The sequence below is a fragment of the Stenotrophomonas sp. CFBP 13725 genome, from assembly GCF_014841935.1.
GTDB lineage: Bacteria > Pseudomonadota > Gammaproteobacteria > Xanthomonadales > Xanthomonadaceae > Stenotrophomonas.
Genome location: NZ_JACYUV010000001.1, coordinates 536,819 through 555,811, shown reverse-complemented (window position 1 = coordinate 555,811; position 18,993 = coordinate 536,819). Strand labels below are relative to the sequence as shown.

Here is an 18,993-nt window from a genome sequence, read left to right as displayed (position 1 = left end):
AAGACCGCATGCGGCGCCGTCTTGTAGTCATAGCCCTCTCCTGTGTTGTTCCGCTTTTCCTTGTGGCGTGCGGAAAGTCGGAAGACGTCGACCCCCGGACCGCTCCGCCCATCGTCCGGGTTGCTCAGGTGCAACCGGCCGCAGGAAACGCGCGCACGTTTACCGGTACCATCGCCGCCCGCGTGCAGAGCGATCTCGCCTTCCGCGTGGGGGGCAAAGTCACCGAGCGCTTGGTAGAGACCGGTCAGACCGTCAGGCGAGGCGATGTGCTCTACCGGATTGATCCGCTTGATCTGAACCTGGCAGCGGCCTCGCAACAGCAAGCCGTTAACGCGGCCCGGGCGCAAAGCGTGCAGGCCACCGCGGACGAAGCGCGGTACCGCGATCTGGCGACCAAGGGCGTCGTGTCCCGGTCGGCCTACGATCAGATCAAAGCGGCGGCAGATGCAGCATCGGCGCAGCTCAAGGCGGCCGAGGCGCAATCCCGGGTTGCACGCAATGCCAGCCAGTACACCGTGCTCGTCGCCGATGCCGATGGGGTGGTGATGTCGATCTCCGCGGAGCCCGGCCAGGTCGTCGCGGCGGGACAGATCGTCGCCCGGCTTGCCCGTGCAGGTAGTCGAGAGGCGCTGGTCCAACTGCCCGAGACGCTGCGTCCCTCGATCGGCTCGGTGGCCTCGGCGTCCGCGTTCGGGGGGAGCGTAAAGATTCCCGCCCGGTTGCGCGTGCTCTCCGAATCGGCCGACCCCGCAACCCGCACGTTTGAAGCGCGCTACACCCTGGAAGAGGGCGGCACGGCGCTGCCCTTGGGTTCAACGGTGGCCGTAGAGATGGCCGGTGCTGTACCTGCCGGCGCGTCCGCGGGCGTTGAAGTGCCGCTGGGTGCGCTGTTCGATCCTGGCACCGGTCCCGGCGTCTGGGTGATCGGCGGTAAGCCGCTCAAAGCCCGTTGGATGCCGGTAGAGGTCAAGCAATTGGGCGATGACCACGCCCTGGTTGCGGGTGCCCTGAACGCATCGGATCGCGTGGCGGCCCTAGGCGCCCATCTGCTGCGCGAAGGCCAGCTGGTTCGCCTGGCTGACACGGCCAGCAACGCCGCGGCAGACGGAGTGCGTCCGTGAGTGGCTTCAACCTCTCAGCGCTTGCGGTACGCGAGCGCGCCATTACGGTCTTTCTGATCTTTCTGATCTCTGTTGCCGGCATCGTCTCTTTCTTCCAGCTGGGCCGCGCCGAGGACCCGGCGTTCACCGTAAAGGTGATGACCGTGGTCACGGCCTGGCCGGGCGCCACGCCGACGGAAATGCAGGACCAGGTCGCAGAGAAGCTGGAAAAGCGCCTGCAGGAGCTGCGCTGGTACGACCGCAGCGAAACCTATACCCGACCGGGGTTGTCCTTCACCACGCTGACGTTGCAGGACGGCACGCCCCCTTCGGCCGTGCAGGAAGAGTTCTATCAAGCGCGCAAGAAAATGGCAGACGAAGCCGCCAATCTGCCGGCGGGCGTCATCGGTCCGATGGTCAACGACGAATATGCGGATGTCACCTTCGCGCTGTTCGCCTTGAAAGCGAAAGGGGAGCCGTTCCGTTTGCTCGCGCGCGATGCGGAGACCCTGCGCCAGCGATTGCTTCACGTGCCCGGTGTAAAGAAGGTCAACATCATCGGCGAGCAGTCCGAGCGCATCTATGTGGAGCTGTCCCATGAGCGGCTGGCGAACCTCGGCATCACACCGCAGGACGTGTTCGGGGCGCTGAACGGCCAGAACGCCCTCACGCCGGCCGGCTCTGTGGAGGCCAAAGGGCCGCAGATCTTCATTCGCCTGGATGGTGCGCTGGATCAGCTGGAAAAGATCCGGGATACGCCCATCGTGGCACAGGGCAGGACGCTGAAGCTGCGGGATATTGCCACCGTCAAGCGGGGTTATGAGGATCCGTCGACCTTCATGATCCGCAACGGTGGCGAGCCGGCCATGCTGCTGGGCATCGTCATGCGTGACGGCTGGAATGGCCTGGATCTTGGTGAATCCCTCGATGCAGAGGTCAAGAAGATCAACGACGGGCTGCCGGTGGGGATGGCCTTGGACAAGGTCACCGATCAGGCGGTGAACATCAGCTCGTCGGTAGACGAGTTCATGATGAAATTCTTCGCCGCGCTGCTGGTGGTGATGCTGGTCTGCTTCGTCAGCATGGGCTGGCGGGTGGGTGTGGTGGTGGCGGCGGCCGTGCCGCTGACGCTGGCTGCGGTGTTCATGGTGATGGCCGCCACCGGCAAGAACTTTGACCGCATCACGCTGGGTTCGTTGATCCTGGCGCTCGGCCTGCTGGTCGACGACGCGATCATTGCCATCGAAATGATGGTGGTGAAAATGGAAGAGGGCTACAGCCGGGTCAAGGCATCGGCCTACGCGTGGAGTCACACGGCAGCCCCCATGCTGGCGGGCACGCTGGTGACCGCCGTGGGCTTCATGCCCAATGGCTTTGCCCGGTCCACCGCGGGCGAATACACCAGCAACATGTTCTGGATCGTGGGCATCGCGCTGATCGTGTCGTGGGTGGTCGCGGTGTTTTTCACGCCCTACCTGGGCGTGAAGCTGCTGCCCGAACTCAAGACCGTCGAAGGCGGGCACAGCAGTCTCTACGACACGCCGCGCTACCACCGTTTCCGATCGATCCTGACGCGTGTGATTGCGCGCAAGTGGCTTGCCGCTGGCTCGGTGATTGCGCTGTTCGTGCTTTCGGTGGTGGGGATGGGGTTGGTCAAGAAGCAGTTCTTCCCTATCTCTGATCGCCCGGAGGTGTTGGTCGAAGTGCAGATGCCCTACGGCACGGCCATCGAACAGACCAGCCTGTCGACGCGGAAGGTCGAGAAATGGCTTTCTGCGCAGGAAGAATCGAAGATCGTCACGGCCTACAACGGCCAAGGGGCGCCACGGTTCTATCTGGCCATCTCGCCGGAACTACCGGATCCCGCGTTTGCCAAGATCGTGGTGCGCACCGACAGCCAGGAACAGCGCGATTCCCTGAAAGCAAAGCTGCGTCAGGCGGTGTCCGAGGGACTGGCACCGGAAGCACGCGTGCGTGTGACGCAGCTGGTGTTTGGTCCTTATTCGCCCTATCCCGTGGCCTATCGGGTCAGCGGACCAGATGTCGACGTGATCCGTGGCATAGCGGCCAAGGTCGAGCAGACCCTGCACGCCAGCCCGATGATGCGCACCGTCAACAGCGACTGGGGCGTGCGCACGCCGACGCTGCACTTCACCTTGGATCAGGACCGCCTGCAGGCGATGGGGATGACCTCGGCCTCTGTTTCGCAGCAGCTGCAGTTCTTCCTGAGCGGGGTGCCGGTGACGGCGGTTCGCGAGGACATCCGCACCGTTGAAGTGGTGGCGCGGTCCGGTGGGGAAACACGGCTGGATCCTGCTCGGATTGCGGACTTCACCCTGGTCGGGGCGGCTGGCCAGCGCGTGCCCCTGTCCCAGATCGGCGCGGTGGAGGTCCGGATGGAAGAGCCGGTGCTGCGCCGTCGTGATCGCGTTCCCACCATCACCGTGCGCGGTGACATTGACGATGCGCTGCAGCCACCGGACGTATCCACCGCGATCAGCACGCAGCTGGAGCCGCTCATTTCCTCGCTGCCCGAGGGCTACGCCATCACCCAGGCGGGCTCCATCGAGGAATCCGGCAAGGCCATGAGCGCGATGCTGCCGCTGTTCCCGATCATGTTGGCGGTGACCCTGCTGATCATCATCCTGCAGGTACGCTCCATCTCAGCGATGATCATGGTCTTCATGACCAGTCCGTTGGGGCTGATCGGCGTGGTGCCGACCCTGCTGCTGTTCCAGCAGCCGTTCGGCATCAATGCGCTGGTGGGTTTGATTGCCCTGTCGGGCATCCTGATGCGCAACACGCTCATCCTCATCGGGCAGATCCACGAGAACGAAGCAGCAGGGATGGAGACCTTCCACGCCATCATCGAGGCGACGGTGCATCGCGCGCGCCCGGTGATCCTGACTTCCTTGGCGGCGGTGCTTGCGTTCATTCCGCTGACCCACTCGGTGTTCTGGGGAACGCTCGCCTACACGTTGATCGGCGGCACCATCGCCGGCACGGTGATGACGCTGGTGTTCCTCCCGGCGATGTATGCCATCTGGTTCAAGGTCCGGGCGGAAAAAGCCCCCGCTGTCTGACAGCGACCCGGACCTCTTTTATATGGGAAGTAACTCATGAGCATTGCTGACAAAGATCGCATCGTGGTGACCGGAATGGGCGCGGTCAGCCCACTCGGCTGCGGTGTCGAAACGGTTTGGTCGCGCCTGTTGGCCAGATGCTCCGGCATCGGGTCGCTGGGTGCCGAGCTTGCGGAGGGAACCGGCTGTGCAGTCGGTGGTCGCGTGCCTGATCGTCTCCAAGACCCGGAAGCGGGCTTTGATTCCACCGGCATCATCGCGCCGAAGGACCTCAAGAAGATGGATCGGTTTGTCGAGTTCGCGCTGGTCGCCGCCCACGAAGCGCTCGAACAGGCGGGCTGGCGCGAAGCGGATGAGCGCGGGCTGCTGCGAACCGCGACGGTGATTGCCACCGGCATCGGAGGGTTCGGATCGATCGTCAATGCCGTCCACACCACCGAGAGCCGGGGGCCTGGCCGGCTGTCGCCGTTCACTGCGCCCACGTTCCTGGCCAACATGGCGGCGGGGCAGGCGTCGATCCGTTATGGCTTCAAGGGCCCGCAGGGCGCCCCTGTCACAGCCTGCGCGGCAGGGGTCCAAGCGATCGGTGATGCGGCGCGCCTCATTCGTTCCGGCGAGGCGGACATCGCCCTGTGCGGCGGCGCCGAGGCTGCAATGCACCGGGTCAGTCTGGGCGGCTTCGCTGCTGCCAAGGCGTTGAGCACGTCCTTCAATGACACGCCCCACGCCGCGTCTCGCCCGTTTGATGAGCAGCGCGATGGATTCGTCATGTCCGAAGGGGCAGGGCTGTTGGTGATCGAGCGGCTGGATCATGCGCTGGCGCGTGGTGCCACGCCACTGGCAGAACTGGTCGGCTATGGCACGACGTCGGACGCGTATCACCTTACTGCCGGGCCCGACGACGGCAGCGGCGCGCGGCGGGCAATGGAGATTGCGCTGACCCAGGCCGGCATTTCTCCGGATCAGGTCCACCACATCAACGCGCACGCAACGTCGACCCAGGTGGGCGATCGGGCAGAGCTTGCCGCCATGCGCGCGTTGTTTGGTTCGCGTGCCGATCTGCTGATCTCCGCCACCAAGTCGAGCACGGGACATCTTCTGGGTGCAGCGGGTGGCATCGAGGCGATCTTTACGGTGCTCGCGTTGCGCGACCAGATCGTGCCTGCCACGCTCAACCTGGAGCATCCCGATGCGCTCGCCACTGGGCTGTCGATTGTCTCCGGGCAACCCCAGAACGCCGACATCCAGTTCGCGCTGACCAACGGGTTTGGCTTCGGCGGAGTAAATGCCAGCGCGTTGTTCAAACGCCTGTGAGCATCTGCGGGCCCGCGCACAGTGCCAGCAGAACGGCATTGCGCTGGGAAGATGCGAGATCGAGAAGTCGGCAACGCATGCTGGAGGCCGCCAGCACGGTGTTTGCGCAATACGGCTTCGAGAACGCGACGATGAATCGCATTGCTGAAGGGTGCGGGATCACCAAGGCGACGATCTACGCGTATTTCCGTGACAAGGAATCTTTGTACCGGGTGGTGATGGACGGCCACCTTGATGGGCTCCCTGCAGCGGAAGTGGATCTGCCGAACAGCGCCCCTACCGCCAAGGCGTTGCAGCGGATACTGGAGGGCATCGCGCGCCTTGCTGAGCATCCGGGCTGCCGGGCGTTTTGTCAGGCGCTGGAACGTTCTGGGCACGATCGCAGCATTTACTTCGCCCGCTGGGAGACGGTGCTGCACCCATTTCTGGCCTTGGCAGCGCGGACGTTTGCAAACGCGCCGCCACAGCTGGAGATGTGGGATGACGGCGAGACCTTCATCCGGCTGGTAGCGGAAGAACATGGCTTGCCGCGTGGCCCATCACCGATGTTCAGACGCGGGATGGCCGAAGCGCTCGTTGTCCAGGCTTGCCCGCTCAGATAGGGGGCGCTCGACACCCTGCGGGCGAGGCCGCCCGTCGCGGTGACTGTCAGCAATGCCTTGGTTCTGATGCGATGCCATGACGAGAAAGGCAGCAATCCTCATGGACGCTCGAGGCTGTCCCACCCACGATGTCGGTGCTGACCCGCAGGGCCAGCCGGGATTGCCATCCCGAACGTCGTTAGCAAAGCATCTCTGTTGTCGCCTTCGGGCACGGCGGAGCATGCGCCCTCGTGCCATCCTTTTGGCGGACGGTGCGGGGGATCGCATGATCCGCCGGTTAACTGCTTTGTACGACACCGGTATGGCAACCCGCACCGTCCGCCGCCCAGCGCCTGCGCGCTGGCGGCCGCATGCGAGGCCTTTCATGTCTGTAGAACTCACTGCCGGCGCACGCCTGTACGCCGTGATCGGCGAAGCCGTACACGACCTTCCGCCGCGTTTCGTCAGCCGTCTTGAAGGCATCCTGAAGGCGCAGGAGGACGCGCAGTACGCCGGGCATCCCGCCGTGCCATCAGCCTCCCCGCAGCCCGGTCACTTCAATGGCGGCAAACGCGCTCACTTGATGATGATCGAGCGCAAGCTCTCCGGTCTGGACGCCATTCTGGAGATCCTCCATGCCGCGCATATCGACGCCGCCGACGGAGCCGACGAGCCGGTGATCGGCGAGCATCTGGTAGAGGGTCTGCTGGTGGCAGGGCGCGATCTGCTGAAGACCTCGCGCGATGCACTGAACGGCGCGCTGTGAGCGCCTTATCGCGACGTTGCGAGGCGCGCTGCACGCTGCCGTATCAATACCACCCCAGATACAGCGTAGCGACGCCCCACGTATCGATCAGGCCATGCGCCACGATCATCGCCCACAGATTGCGCCCGGAGCGCAGATACACATAGCCGAAGAGCACGCCGACCACGCCGGTGAGCAGGACGCCGGACAGGCCCTGCGACGCGTGCATCAGGCCGAAGGCCGCGCCACCCAGCAGCGCGGCGAGCAGCATCCCGCCGAGCAGGCGGCCGACCAGGCGCTCCAGCTGATGCATCAAGAAGGCACGGAACACCAGTTCCTCTCCCACTGCGGCACTCAGCCACGCACCGCCGACGAGCTGGGCGGCGGCGGCGATGTTTCCCCGCAGCGCGCCGTAGCCGCTGTAGTCGGCCTTGGTCCCGGTCAGCTGATCCATCAGCGGCTGCACGAAGGGATTGACCAGCCCGATCACGATCACCAGCAACAGGAGGATCCAGCCCAGCGTCGCGCGCAGGGAGCGCGGCTTCAGTCCGCAGGCGTCCCATGAGCGCGTTTCCACCCAGACCAGACCGACCGCGAGAGCACCCACCACTGGCATCCGCCACGGGAAGGACAGCCAGTGGAAGTGGGCGAGAGCCCCGATGAGCATGATGGCAGCGACGCGCGCAAGCGGATGGCGAAGCGCCGACATCAAGGCGGCTGGTGGTGGGGCAGGGTGGCCAAGCGGAGGCATGCGAGTGCGCGATCAGGACAGGGATCCCGAGCGTAGCCAGCCGTAGCGCCAGTTCCCCGTGCCAGAGGACATGCGTCGACCTTGTTATCGAAACTGTGATGCGCTCGTTATATTTCGCTATTGATGCATAACGAAACATAAGATACCGTCAATCCCGCCATAGATGCGGCCTGACGACTGACAGCCCGCATGCACCGCCCCTCGTTGCCGTCTTTCCCCGCGCACCTGAAGAGGTAAGTCCATGTCGTCACGTCCCGTCCGCGCAGCATTGGCTGCCGCTGTTCTGGCGAGCGCGCTCAGCGCCGCCTGTGCCCACGCCGGCACCCTGACCCCGGCCGTATCCACCCAGGAGTTCGACAACCCGCACCGCGGCTTCATGCTGTGGGGCAGTTCCTATGCCGTGGATGGCGGTGTGGACAACTTCCACGGTGCGCACATCTATCACGTGTACCTGCCGTGGCGGATCATCGAAACCGCAGACCAGGTATTCGACTGGAATGCCGTGGAAACCCATTACCTGCAGCCGATCCTCGCCGACGATCCGTTGGCGACTTTCGTACTGCGCCCGGTGGCCGATTATCCGGAAAGTGCCGCCAGCCAGATCGACGCGCATTACACCGGCGGTGAAAACGAGCGCGACTATCCCAAGTTCCTGGAACAGGCGCCGCTCAATATTCCGTACACGGTACGCGCCAAGTGCGATTCCGATGGCCCCATCCGCAGCCTGGATTACAACAACCCGGCGGCGCGACAGCAGATGCAGCAGTTCGTGCAGGCGCTGGCCGCACGCTTCGACGGCGATCCGCGCATCACCGCGATCCAGGTCGGCTTGCTGGGGTTCTGGGGGGAGTGGCACACCAGCGGGTGCGACGACCTGCAGCCGAACGCGCAGACACGCTCGCTGATCCGTGACGCGTATACGGCAGCCTTCATCAAGACCCCGCTGCAGACGCGCTATGCGCGCGCATCGGACGTGGGCTCGGCGATGTTCGGCTTCCACGAAGATTACTTCCCGTCCTTCACTGGCAAGTGCAATGCCTTCAGCCCGCAGATGCCGGACTGCAGCGACGATGGCTGGTGGAACCTGGAGTACGGCCTGACCAACGAGGTGCCGGCGGCGCGCCAGAACTGGATGGTCAATCCGATCAGCGGCGAGAGCCCCAACACCGACCAGAAGAGCACCTGGATCAACCGCACCGCCAACGTGCGCAAGCTGCTGCGCGATTATCACTTCAGCTTCCTCGGCCCGGCGGGTGCCCACGAAACCAGCGGCAATGCGAGCAAGCTGAAGGACATCAAGCGCGACCTCGGCTATCGCTTGGGCATTACCAAGGTGACCTGGCCCAATACCCAGGTGCGAGGCCAGCAGGCCGCGCTGCAGTTGGACATCACCAACCATGGCTCAGCCCCGCTGTACAACGCATATCACGTGGAACTGCACTGGGTGGCGGCCGACGGCAGCACCAAGGCCCGCACCTCCATCCCGGCCGTAGCCCTGAGCGAGATCATGCCCGGCACGGTGCAGGCACGCAGCACGACGTTCACCGTGCCCGGCACGCTGGCGGCAGGCAGCTATTCGCTGCGCCTGGCGCTGGCCGACGACGCACCGGGCCGCCGCAACATCGCTCCCCAGAACGACGGCCAAGACACACAGCGTCGCCTGCCGCTGGGACAAGTGCAGGTCAACTGAGCCCGCAGGGGCAGCCAGGGGGCTTCCAAGGGTAGAGCCGACTTCAGTCGGCTCCTCCCTTCCATGGATTGATGACATGCATGCCAGCGGCCTCAAAAGCGCTGACATCGCGAGTCGCCACGGCGACTCTCTGACACAACGTTCGTGCTCAGGACGAGCATTACAGATCCAAGGGCACGGCTGGCGTCGTATCGCGGTTTCGCTCAAACGCGTCGACATCCGCATTGGTCATCCCAGCCTCCCGACCGAGTTCAGCCAGTGCCTTGCCCACAAGCAGGCACTCACCAGAGTGAACCGCATCTTCCAGCATGGTGTTGATTTCGGCCTCCGCGCTGCGCCCGTGCCGCGCGGTGCGGACCTTGATTGCCTGTTGTGCCGCGCATGGCAGGTGGCGGATGGTGGTGATGGGCATCGAGTGGGCTCCTTCAGGAGTGCACCGTATGCCATCACATTAAAAAATACTGGTGCCTTTCCGTCTAAGGCAGGCGTCAGCCCTTGCCCATCAGGCCATCGGCACCTTTCCACGTCGTCACATTTGCGTCATCATGCCGCCCATTCCTTTACCTCAAGCCGCCGCCAGAGGGAGTCATTCCTGCCTGGAGGCCTTGCCGTGTCCGTTGTCCCGTTCCGCGCCATCCCCGCTGTTTCCCCGTTGACCCAGGCCATCCTGGCCGGCCTTGCCCTGGGGCTGCTGACCTCTGCCGCCCATGCGCAGCAGACCACGGCGCAGGTCGACGACGAGGCGGCCCGCACGCTGCAGACCGTGCAGGTCACCGCGAACCAGCTGGGTACCGTGACCGAGGGCAGTGATTCCTACACGCCCGGCACCATCGCCACCGCCACGCGCCTGGTGCTGACGCCGCGGCAGACCCCGCAGTCGATCAGCGTGATCACCCGGCAGGAAATGAATGACTTCGGCCTCAACGGCATCGACGATGTCATGAAGGTCACCCCGGGCATCAGCATCGTGACCTACGACAGCGAGCGCACCGAGTACTACGCACGCGGGTTTGCGGTGCAGAACTTCCAGTACGACGGTATTCCGATGGCGCGCGACTCGGCGTACTCGGCGGGCAATACGCTCAGCGACATGGCCATCTACGACCGTGTGGAAGTACTGAAGGGCGCTACCGGCCTGCTGACCGGCATGGGCGACCCGGGCGCCACGATCAACCTGATCCGCAAGAAGCCCACCCGCGAGCTGGCCGGTAGCGTAGGTCTGGGGGTCGGCTCGTGGGACAGCTACCGTGCCGAAGTGGATGTGAGCGGCCCGCTGACCGAAAGCGGACGCGTGCGCGGCCGCGCGGTGGCGGCGCAGCAGGACAAGCATTCCAACGTCGACCATTACCAGCGCACCAACCAGGTGTTCTACGGCATCCTCGAAGCGGACATCGATGACAGCACCCTGCTGACCGTCGGCGCTGATTACCAGGACAGCGATCCGCAGGGTTCCAGCTGGGGCGGCATTCCGCTGCTGGACAGCACCGGCAACTTCAACAAGATGCCGCGCTCGTTCAACAACGGCGCGCGCTGGAGCAGCTGGGCGCAATACAGCCGCACCGCCTTCGCGACGCTGGAACATACCTTCAGCAACGACTGGGTGGCCAAGCTGCAGCTCAACCACCAGGTCAACGGCTACGACGCGCCGCTGGGCGCAGCAGCCGGCGGCAACCCGGACCCGGTCACCGGTGAGGGCGTGAGCATGTGGCTGGGCAAGTACGTGGGCAAGACCACCAGCAACGCCGCGGACCTGTATGTCAGCGGCAAGTTCGACTGGTTCGGTCGTCAGCACGAGCTGGTGGTCGGTGGCAGCGTGTCGCGCAAGCGCTGGATCAACAACGGGTACTCGCCGCAGCCGGGATACGTGAGCAGCGTCGCCGATTATTACGGCTGGACCGGCGATGTGCCCGAGCCGGACTGGCAGTGGGGCTACGGCGATAACCAGGTCACCCGCGAGAGCGGTGCGTACGTGGTCGGCCGCTTCGACCTGGCCGATCCGCTCAAGCTGATCCTGGGCACCCGCATCGCCAACTACACCTCACCGGACACCGACGAAAGCGGTGTGGTCGTGCCGTATGCCGGCGTGGTCTATGACCTCAACAAGAATTACTCAGTGTTCGCCAGCTACAGCAGCATCTTCAAGCCGCAGGGCAACCAGGACGAGCAGGGTCGGGTGCTGGATCCGCTGGAAGGACGCAGCGTCGAGGCCGGCCTGAAGGCGGAGTTCCTGGAAGGGCGTTTCAATGCCAGTGCAGCGGTGTTTCAGCTGGAGCAGGACAACTATGCCGAGCCCAGCGGCGGCCTGACCCCCGGCGGTGGTATCGCCTACCGTGGCCTGATGGGCGTGCGTACCAAGGGCTACGAGCTGGAGATGTCCGGCCAGGTTGCGCCGGGCTGGCAGGTGCAGGGCGGCTATGCGCACAAGATCGCACGCCAGCAGTCGACCAAGGTCTCCACGCTGGAGCCGGAAGACCAGTTCAGCGTGCACACCACCTACCGCCTGCAGCGGGGCGTGCCGGGCCTGAGCATCGGCGGCGGCGCGCGCTGGCAGGGCACCACCTTCGGCACCATCACCAACCCGGTGGATGGGGGCAGCCTGGTGCATCGCACCGAGCCGTACTGGCTGCTGGATGCAATGGCGCGGTATGAGTTCAACGACCAGCTGTCAGCCACGCTCAACGTCAACAACCTGCTGGACAAGCACTACTACACGATCTTCAACTGGTACAGCACGTACACCTGGGGCGAGCCGCGCAATGTCCGACTCACGGTGAACTACAAGTTCTAAGAAGCCGCCTGCGTGGCAGCTTCGGGATGAGAGCCGCTGGGGTCGGACACCCCCAGCGGCCATCGTCACTGCGCCGGGTATCAGCCCGCCGCAGCCGCTTCCTTGGCGCCTGCCTTGGCGATCATCGTCAGCTTCTCGTCGGTGACCTTTTCCTCTTCCAGGGTTTCCAGCAGCAGCGGCAGGGCGTCTTTGTAGCCCAGCTGCTTGGCCAACGCGGCGATGGTGCCGTACGAGGCAATCTCGTAGTGCTCCACTTTCTGCGCGCCACCAATCAGTGCCGCATCGCGCACCGGGCCCTTCTCCACGCTGTCGATCACTTCCTTGCCTTCTTCCACCAGGCCTTCCATCGCGGCGCACTTGATGCGCTTCAGGCGGATGCCCAGCGTCTCGACCACCTGGTCGATGCGCTCGATCTGGCCTTTGGTTTCTTCCAGGTGGGTCTCAAAGGCCGCCACCAGGTCCGGGTTGGTCGCTGCACGGGCCAGGCGGGGCAGCGCCTTGGTCAGCTGCTTTTCGGCGCTGTAGATATCGGACAGCTCGTGGATGAAGAGGTCTTCGAGGGTCTTGATGGCCATGCGGATTCTCCGGCTGGGTGGGTGGGAGCGCAAAGGTAGGCGCGGGTCCGTTAGCGTCCGCTGGAGGAAGGGTGAAGGGGGCATGCAGGTGGGTCGGGGAGGGGTGGGCAGCCGACTGAAGTCGGCTCTACCACGTCGGCTCTACCACGTAGGCTCTAGCACGTCGGCTCGGGGAATCAGGCGCTGGTCGCGTAGTTTCTGGAACAGCGCAAAGAACGCGTCGTCGCTGGGCTGGTAATCCAGGAAGCCCATGCTCCGCTGCCAGCTGTGCCCACGCTGCGGCACCAGCTCCTCGGCCAGTTCTTCGACCAAGGCTTGGGTCTGGTCGCATCGCTGAGTGACAAAACGCACCTGGTCGTTCACATACACGGTCTCAGCGAACGGGCACAGGTTCAGGCCGATGACGATCTGCTCGAGCCAGGTGCGGGGGCCGGCCCGATATCGCGGCAGATGATATCGCAGGGGCCTTCCGCGCCGGCATATCGGCGGCCCGGTCCGGTGCGGTCCAAGAGCGTCATCCCCTGGGCTTGCGTAGGGTGACGTTTTAGGCCTGGAACTATGCTTCAGCCCCAAGGGACTGGATAGTATCTACCTCGTCAGGACCGGCCAAGGCGAGGAACGGCAAGCGTTTCAGGCAGAGTCCCATGAGCAGTTTAGGTCGCGTCCTATCTCAACAGTCAGTATCAGCTGTCATGATTAACCCGTACCGAGAAAGGCACTGAATGTCAAGCGCTCCATTTACAGCACCAATGAACTGAACGTCCTTCAGCACCGGCAGTCATCCCGGTCAACGTATCGAACACCAAGAGGTCCTTCTTATGCGACGCACACTGATTGCCCTGGCGCTGACTTCGCTCGCCGCCACCAGCCATGCCGCTTCGCCGCAGATCAATGTCGGCCCGATGTTCGAATACATGCCGGCCGGTAGCAGCCAGTATCTCAAACGCGTGCGCAACAGCGGCGACGCCACAGCCTACGTGCGGGTGGAAATCACCCGGATGAACTTCGACTCTGCAGGGAAGATCAGCGAAACGCCGGTGGACGCTGCTGCGCTGGCACGCAACCAAACAGATGCAAGTGGCCTGATTGCCAGCCCCAGCCGCATGATCATCCCGGCAAACAACGGCATGCAGGCTACGCGCCTGATCTTTCGTGGCCAACGCGATAGCGAACAGTACTACCGCGTGCGCTATGTTCCGGTGGTCCCCGAATCGGGCGAATTCTCACTGGATGAGCAGCAGTCCGAGGATTACAAGCGGGGCATGAGCGCCGGGGTCAACGTGTTTACCGGTTTCGGTACGGTGGTGTTCGTGCCGCCAAGCAATGCGCGCTATGACACCCGGGTGGAGGGTCGCCAAGTAAGCAACCATGGCAATGCAACCGTCGTTCTCGACAACGTCAAGACGTGCCAGCTGGCCAAGCCTGATCAATGCGTGAAGGGCAACAAGGTTCATCTGCGCCCAGGCCAGAGCAGCGCACTCCCTGCGGATGCTGCCGTATACAACCGTTTCGATGTGATCGAAGGCGGCAACAAACGCAGCGTGGATTCGCGGCGCTGAGTCAACCATTGCCGCGATGGGTTTCCTGTTGAACCAGGGTGTGACGCCCTGAGGCGGGGCGATATGCATCGACCCGGCCACGCGCTGCTTCGCTACACCCGAGCCATCCCGTAACCCTGAATATCGAGGGCGGCTTTGAATCTCCAATTTTTCCTCACCAGTCCTTTGCCGGGGCTGCGGGGAGCGCTGTATCCAAAAACCGGCATCTTCCCTTGTTTCAACCTATTAATACTCCGAGGAATATCCAACATGAACATCAAGAAGACCCTGCTGACCGCTACCGCTGCTCTGATCATCACCCCCGCCGTCAGCTTCGCTGCCGATTCGGCCATTACCGTGGACGTTCGCGCGATCGTGCCGAACGCTGATGGCATGTCCATCACCGCCGAAGGCGGTTGGGATTCCACCGCGCAGACGCTGCGCTGGGATGAAGACAACGAGGTGTTCGCGGCCTTCCGCAACAACATCAGGGCCAAGAGCACCGCCCCCATTGAAGCTTACCTGGATGTCACCCCGCAGCTGCGCTCGGGAACCGACACTGTCAACATTTCGGTGAAGCTGGACGGTGCCGAACTGGGTGTGGGCGCGGCCAGCAGGAAAGTCGTTGCCAACTTGGCCCAGGCCACTGCCGGGAAGCTGATCGAGACCGAGATCAATGCCGTCGAGCCGACTGGCGGCTTCGTTCCGGGCACCTATCAGGGCAACGTCACCATGATGTTCGAAAGCGCGGTCACCGACAGCTCGCCCGCTTTTTAACAGCAAATGCTGGCACTCCGGGGGGGCGGCTCCCGTCCCCCCCATTTTGATCGATTCGAACCTCTGCGGGACTCCTCGCCATGCGTACCATCCATCGTCTCAATGGGCTGGCCGCTGCAACGTTGTGCCTGCTGGCAACGATGGCAGCGGTACCTGCACACGCCTCCGCCGATGGGGGCTTGGGCACGCTGCTGCATCAACGCGAGCGGATGCCCGCAGAGTTCCGTGAGCACCTGTTCGGTACGCCATTGACGGTGCGAGTGGAGCTTGACGGAACTTACCTGGGCAATGCCGATGTGGTGCTGGGAGAGGACAACAGCGTGCAGCTGATCGGCTTTGTTGAAAGCCACGACAGTGAATTGCCGGCGAGCGACCGCGCGCGCTGGTCGGCCCTGTTGGCTGATCCGGTGCCGTTGGGCTTGCGCGGCAGCAGCAGCCAGGGCGTGGCTGCGGTGCATTACAATCTCGAAAATTCCCTGCTCTCGCTGATCAGCAGCGAGGGCCAGCGTGCCACCGTGGACGGGCGCTATCTTCTGCAGCCCGAGGGCGGTAGCACCGGTCTAGTGCTGCGCAACAGCCTGAATTTCAGCGGTGGCCAACAGCAGGACAGCGCGCTGCGCTACAACGCTGACCTGCAGGGTAGCCTGGGCCAGTGGACAACACTGGGCAGCTACCAGTACTACCACTCCAGCGCCAATAGCCGCGCGTCCGGGCACTATCTCAGCGCGCTGTATGCGCAGCGCGAGTTCCGCGACAATTTCCTGCGGGTGGGTTATTTCCTGCCGAGCTTCGAAGGCGCTACCCGCCAGCCGCGCGCACCGGGCACGGCCAACTACACCAGCCTGGGCATCATGCTGGGTTCCTCCGATGCGCTGCTGGCCGACAATGGCAGCGCCAGCGTGTACCCGATCTACGTCACCGCCAGCCGCGAAGGCGTAGTGGAAATTTATCGTGATGGCAGGTTGATCAACGTTCAGCCGGTCAAGCCGGGCATGCAGCAGGTGGATACGCGCCGGTTGCCGGGCGGCATCTACGATGTCGAACTGCGCGTGGTGGCTGATGGCCAGACCCTTTCAAGTGAATCGGCGGCGATCCACAAGCCCAACAGCTGGAGCGATCCCTCGCGCCGCTGGCGCTACAGCGTGTTCGCCGGACAGCAGGCAGGCCTGCTCGACAGCGGTGGCGATCAGCAGGATGGCAAGCTGGCTGCAGGGGCGGTGGTCAATTATCTACTGCACCCGCGCGCCGTGGTGGGCGCCACCGTGCAGCAGGTCGGTGAGCGGCGCAGCGCGGGTGTTTCCCTCGATTGGCAGGCCAGCGATCGTTTCAACCTGTATACCAATCTCTATGATTCCACCGATGCCGGCCGGGGCATGGACGTACAGGGCATGTTCCGCCTCGGTAGCGGCTCGATCGTTGCCTCCCATGCCAGAACCTGGGTGGAACAGCGCGATCGGATGCCGCCCGGCGATGGGCAGCCTTCGCGTTGGGAAACCCGCAGTGGCTGGCAGGACAGCAGCAGCGTGTCGTTCTCGCAACGCATCGGCAGCCGCGACGACCTTACCGTGCGCGTGGGCCAAAGCAACGGTTTCAATGCCGGCACATCCTGGGATGCGTCCTGGAACCGGCGCCAGCCGTTGTTCGGCAACAATGCCAGTTGGCGCGTGTCGCTCTATGACCGTCCCAGTGGCACGTTCGCCACCCAACGCCGCGATCGTGGTATTGATTTTTCGCTCAGCCTGTCGCTGGGTAACGATAAGCGCAACTACAGCGGCAATCTGGGGAGCCGTAACACCCAGGGCGGCATCGGCGATCTGTACGCCGGTGTGGGCGTGCAGCAGGAGCTGGATGCCGCGTGGCTGAAGAGCGTGACTGCCAGTGCCGGTTTTGATCGGAGTGGCGTGAGCGTGGCGACCGGTGGGTACTTCGACCAGCAGCAGTTGCAGGGCAACGTGCAGCTGCAGCGATCTGCGGCGAATGGCGAAGTAAGTGGCAGTGCCAATCTGGAGAGCACCTTGGCCCTGGGCGGCGGTAAGGTTGCGCTGCTCGGTACCACGCAGGCCAGTGGCAGCGGTGCCGGCATGATCGTGGACGTACGTTCGGACTTCGCGGATCTGCAGTTGCGTGCCGACGATAGCCGCGGTGGCGGCACGGTGCTCAAGCCTGGCCGCAACTTCGTTCCGGTCACCGCTTACCGTCCCGGCCAGGTGCAGTTCGACTTCAGCGGTGCCACGGCGCCGGCGGCGGCCATTCATCCGGCCACGGTCAGCTACCACCTCAACCGAGGCGGCGTAATGCATGCACAAATCGATGTGCTGCGCACGTTCACCGTGATGGGGCAGGTGCTGGATGCCGACGGCAACGGCGCGCGCGGCGTCCAGGTCATCAACCATGCCGGGCGCAGTGTCAGCCAAGAGGAAGGTTTCTTCACCGTGGAACTGAGCAGCCGCGAGCCTGTGGTGGAGCTGCGCCACCCTGACCAGAGCCGGTGCATGCTCCGCCTGGATGAGGCCCGCTACCCGCGTGAGGGCGATGTGTTGATGGTGGGGGGGCTGCAGTGCCCGGTGCAGGTGGCCGGGTCTTGAACGTCATCGCCTCGTCACTCTTTTACAGGGAATAACAATGTACTTGTGGTCGCCCTTTCCCCACCCGCATCCCCCCTCTTGGATGGGAGCAACACGATGCGCCGCGGGCCGCGATGCACGCGGGCTGCCCCTGCCGCGAGCCGAGGGTCGAAAAGTGCCATCTTGGCCAGCGCGGGTGTACGCTCGGCCAGGACGAGGTCCGTTCACGGGAAGAGCACGATGAAAGCAGTTTCGTGGATTACCCGAGGCCGGGTGAAGTATGTAGTGGCAGCATTGTCGGCGCTGGCCATGCCGCTGGCATCGGCTGCGGTGGTGGAGGTGACGGCCGAGTACAGGCCCACGCCGGGCGGGGCGCTGGAGTTTACCAACACTACCGTGGAGTCTGGAAACTGCACCAATCCCGGTCATCGGCCACGGTGCTTGGCTGCAAAAATGTTCGGCATTTCGGTTCCCGGTATTACCGGAACCAAAACACTCTACCGAAGCTCGCTTCGAAATCGCTGGTACATGGGTATGCCGTTGGGAACTGTACAAGTGCCGCTGCAAAGTGAGGACGGGCGTGATTTCAGCGTGAACTTTTCGGTAGTGGCAGGCGGGCACCGTTACATCGTGGGTAACGGGTCGGGGGGGCGTCTCATCAATCCGGAGGATCTGAGATTGGACAACGGCTGCAGCGTTGTCGTTGACGGGCAGGGCGTCCCTCCCAATGAGGCAACCCTTTTCATCCTGGCAGTGAGAAATCCTGCTCATCGTGTCTGCAGTAATCAGGGATTTAATAGTGGATATAATGGGGCGGCATTCAGGGATTTCGAGTTTGGATTCAGGATCTCGGCGGATTCGCCAACTTCGCTGCCCAATGGCATATACCGGGGGGTCAAAACATTCAGCGTAGGCGGGGAGGGGGCCGATTTCGATCTTGGCAACATCCTCACCATCAGCGACCCCGTGTTGACCGTCAATTTCACCCTGACCGTCGAGCACGCGTTCTCGGTTGTGTTTCCAGATTATTCGACCGTTTACCTTACGGCAGTCGGAGGATGGGACCGGTGGCTCAACGGGGGGGCGCCCCCGGCCCGGCTGGAGCGGGAGCTGCCTTTTTCCTTGAGTACAAGCAGTGAGTTGAGCGTCAAGATGCGCTGTGAACACCTCAGTACGGCGGGGCGCTGCGGTATCAAGAACACCGCAGCGGCTACGGTGGTGCCGATCGAGGTGGATGTCACCATCCCTGGCATGGCCGAGTTGTCCACCAAGGCGCCTGCCATCCAGTTCCCCCTCGTGGAAGAGGCGTCAGGCGCTACCGCGCCACGCTTCCTGCCGGACAGCTTCCTGGAGAATGCCGGTTCCAAGCTCCGGTTCTCTGCCAATGGGGCCGCCATCGGCGAAATGGTCAAGGCCCCAGGCTCCCATTGGCAGGGCAATGTGACGGTCATCATCGACACCATCCCATAATGCAGCCGGCTGGTGTG

At 63.7% G+C, this 18,993-nt stretch carries 14 protein-coding genes and 1 pseudogene; 11 read left to right on the top strand and 4 right to left on the bottom strand.

The genetic code is table 11. The features are described 5' to 3' along the window. The first annotated feature begins 8 nt into the window (after nt 1–8). From IFT65_RS02435 to IFT65_RS02415, 5 genes are all read left to right on the top strand, one after another. Nucleotides 9–1,121 (top strand): efflux RND transporter periplasmic adaptor subunit, encoded by a 1,113-nt coding sequence (locus IFT65_RS02435; protein WP_192079864.1) that lies wholly within the window; start codon nt 9–11, stop codon nt 1,119–1,121. Then, a complete protein-coding gene (locus IFT65_RS02430) occupies nt 1,118–4,183 on the top strand; it encodes an efflux RND transporter permease subunit (RefSeq protein ID WP_192079862.1) in 3,066 nt (1,021 codons plus the stop codon). The genes IFT65_RS02435 and IFT65_RS02430 overlap by 4 nt, the downstream gene beginning before the upstream one ends. Before the next feature lie 36 nt (nt 4,184–4,219). Further along, nucleotides 4,220–5,497 (top strand): beta-ketoacyl-ACP synthase II, encoded by a 1,278-nt coding sequence (gene fabF / locus IFT65_RS02425; protein WP_192079860.1) that lies wholly within the window; start codon nt 4,220–4,222, stop codon nt 5,495–5,497. Nucleotides 5,498–5,574: 77 nt separating this feature from the next. Continuing rightward, nucleotides 5,575–6,099: a TetR/AcrR family transcriptional regulator gene (locus tag IFT65_RS02420; protein ID WP_192079858.1), complete on the top strand. Its 525-nt coding sequence runs from the start codon at nt 5,575–5,577 to the stop codon at nt 6,097–6,099. A 364-nt stretch (nt 6,100–6,463) separates the two neighbouring features. Beyond that, nucleotides 6,464–6,844 (top strand): hypothetical protein, encoded by a 381-nt coding sequence (locus IFT65_RS02415; RefSeq protein WP_192079856.1) that lies wholly within the window; start codon nt 6,464–6,466, stop codon nt 6,842–6,844. A gap of 43 nt (nt 6,845–6,887) precedes the next feature. Here IFT65_RS02415 and IFT65_RS02410 read toward each other — a convergent pair whose 3' ends face one another. Continuing rightward, nucleotides 6,888–7,439 carry a CPBP family intramembrane glutamic endopeptidase gene (locus tag IFT65_RS02410; RefSeq protein ID WP_192080139.1) on the bottom strand — a complete coding sequence of 184 codons (552 nt, stop codon included), beginning with the start codon at nt 7,437–7,439 and terminating at the stop codon, nt 6,888–6,890. 376 nt (nt 7,440–7,815) lie between these two features. Here IFT65_RS02410 and IFT65_RS02405 point away from each other — a divergent pair, with 376 nt between their 5' ends. Beyond that, nucleotides 7,816–9,264, top strand: coding sequence for a DUF4832 domain-containing protein (locus IFT65_RS02405; RefSeq protein ID WP_192079854.1), 1,449 nt, complete (start codon nt 7,816–7,818; stop codon nt 9,262–9,264). A gap of 160 nt (nt 9,265–9,424) precedes the next feature. Here IFT65_RS02405 and IFT65_RS02400 read toward each other — a convergent pair whose 3' ends face one another. Next, nucleotides 9,425–9,676 (bottom strand): plasmid stabilization protein, encoded by a 252-nt coding sequence (locus IFT65_RS02400; RefSeq protein ID WP_192079853.1) that lies wholly within the window; start codon nt 9,674–9,676, stop codon nt 9,425–9,427. A 198-nt stretch (nt 9,677–9,874) separates the two neighbouring features. Between IFT65_RS02400 and IFT65_RS02395 the strand changes: the two genes are divergently transcribed. Continuing rightward, the gene (locus IFT65_RS02395) at nt 9,875–12,052 is read left to right on the top strand and encodes a TonB-dependent siderophore receptor (RefSeq protein ID WP_342365831.1); all 2,178 of its coding nucleotides are present in this window, start codon (nt 9,875–9,877) and stop codon (nt 12,050–12,052) included. An 80-nt stretch (nt 12,053–12,132) separates the two neighbouring features. On the opposite strand, the gene IFT65_RS02390 is transcribed toward IFT65_RS02395, so the two are convergent. Both IFT65_RS02390 and IFT65_RS18630 read right to left on the bottom strand, forming a co-directional pair. Then, entirely contained in the window at nt 12,133–12,627 is a 495-nt protein-coding gene (locus IFT65_RS02390) for a ferritin-like domain-containing protein (RefSeq protein ID WP_192079851.1), read from the bottom strand. Nucleotides 12,628–12,909: 282 nt separating this feature from the next. Then, nucleotides 12,910–13,089: pseudogene (locus IFT65_RS18630) on the bottom strand (DUF1415 family protein); the annotation flags it as partial. Between the two features lie 356 nt (nt 13,090–13,445). On the opposite strand from IFT65_RS18630, the gene IFT65_RS02380 reads away from it, so the two are divergent. The 4 genes from IFT65_RS02380 (at nt 13,446) to IFT65_RS02365 (ending at nt 18,976) form a co-directional block, all read left to right on the top strand. Continuing rightward, a complete protein-coding gene (locus IFT65_RS02380) occupies nt 13,446–14,186 on the top strand; it encodes a CS1 fimbrial subunit B flags: Precursor (protein ID WP_192079849.1) in 741 nt (246 codons plus the stop codon). 249 nt (nt 14,187–14,435) lie between these two features. Beyond that, a complete protein-coding gene (locus tag IFT65_RS02375) occupies nt 14,436–14,942 on the top strand; it encodes a CS1 type fimbrial major subunit (protein WP_192079847.1) in 507 nt (168 codons plus the stop codon). A gap of 80 nt (nt 14,943–15,022) precedes the next feature. Then, nucleotides 15,023–17,527 carry a TcfC E-set like domain-containing protein gene (locus IFT65_RS02370; protein ID WP_249404995.1) on the top strand — a complete coding sequence of 835 codons (2,505 nt, stop codon included), beginning with the start codon at nt 15,023–15,025 and terminating at the stop codon, nt 17,525–17,527. 219 nt (nt 17,528–17,746) lie between these two features. Further along, nucleotides 17,747–18,976: a hypothetical protein gene (locus tag IFT65_RS02365; protein ID WP_192079845.1), complete on the top strand. Its 1,230-nt coding sequence runs from the start codon at nt 17,747–17,749 to the stop codon at nt 18,974–18,976. Nucleotides 18,977–18,993 lie beyond the last annotated feature (17 nt).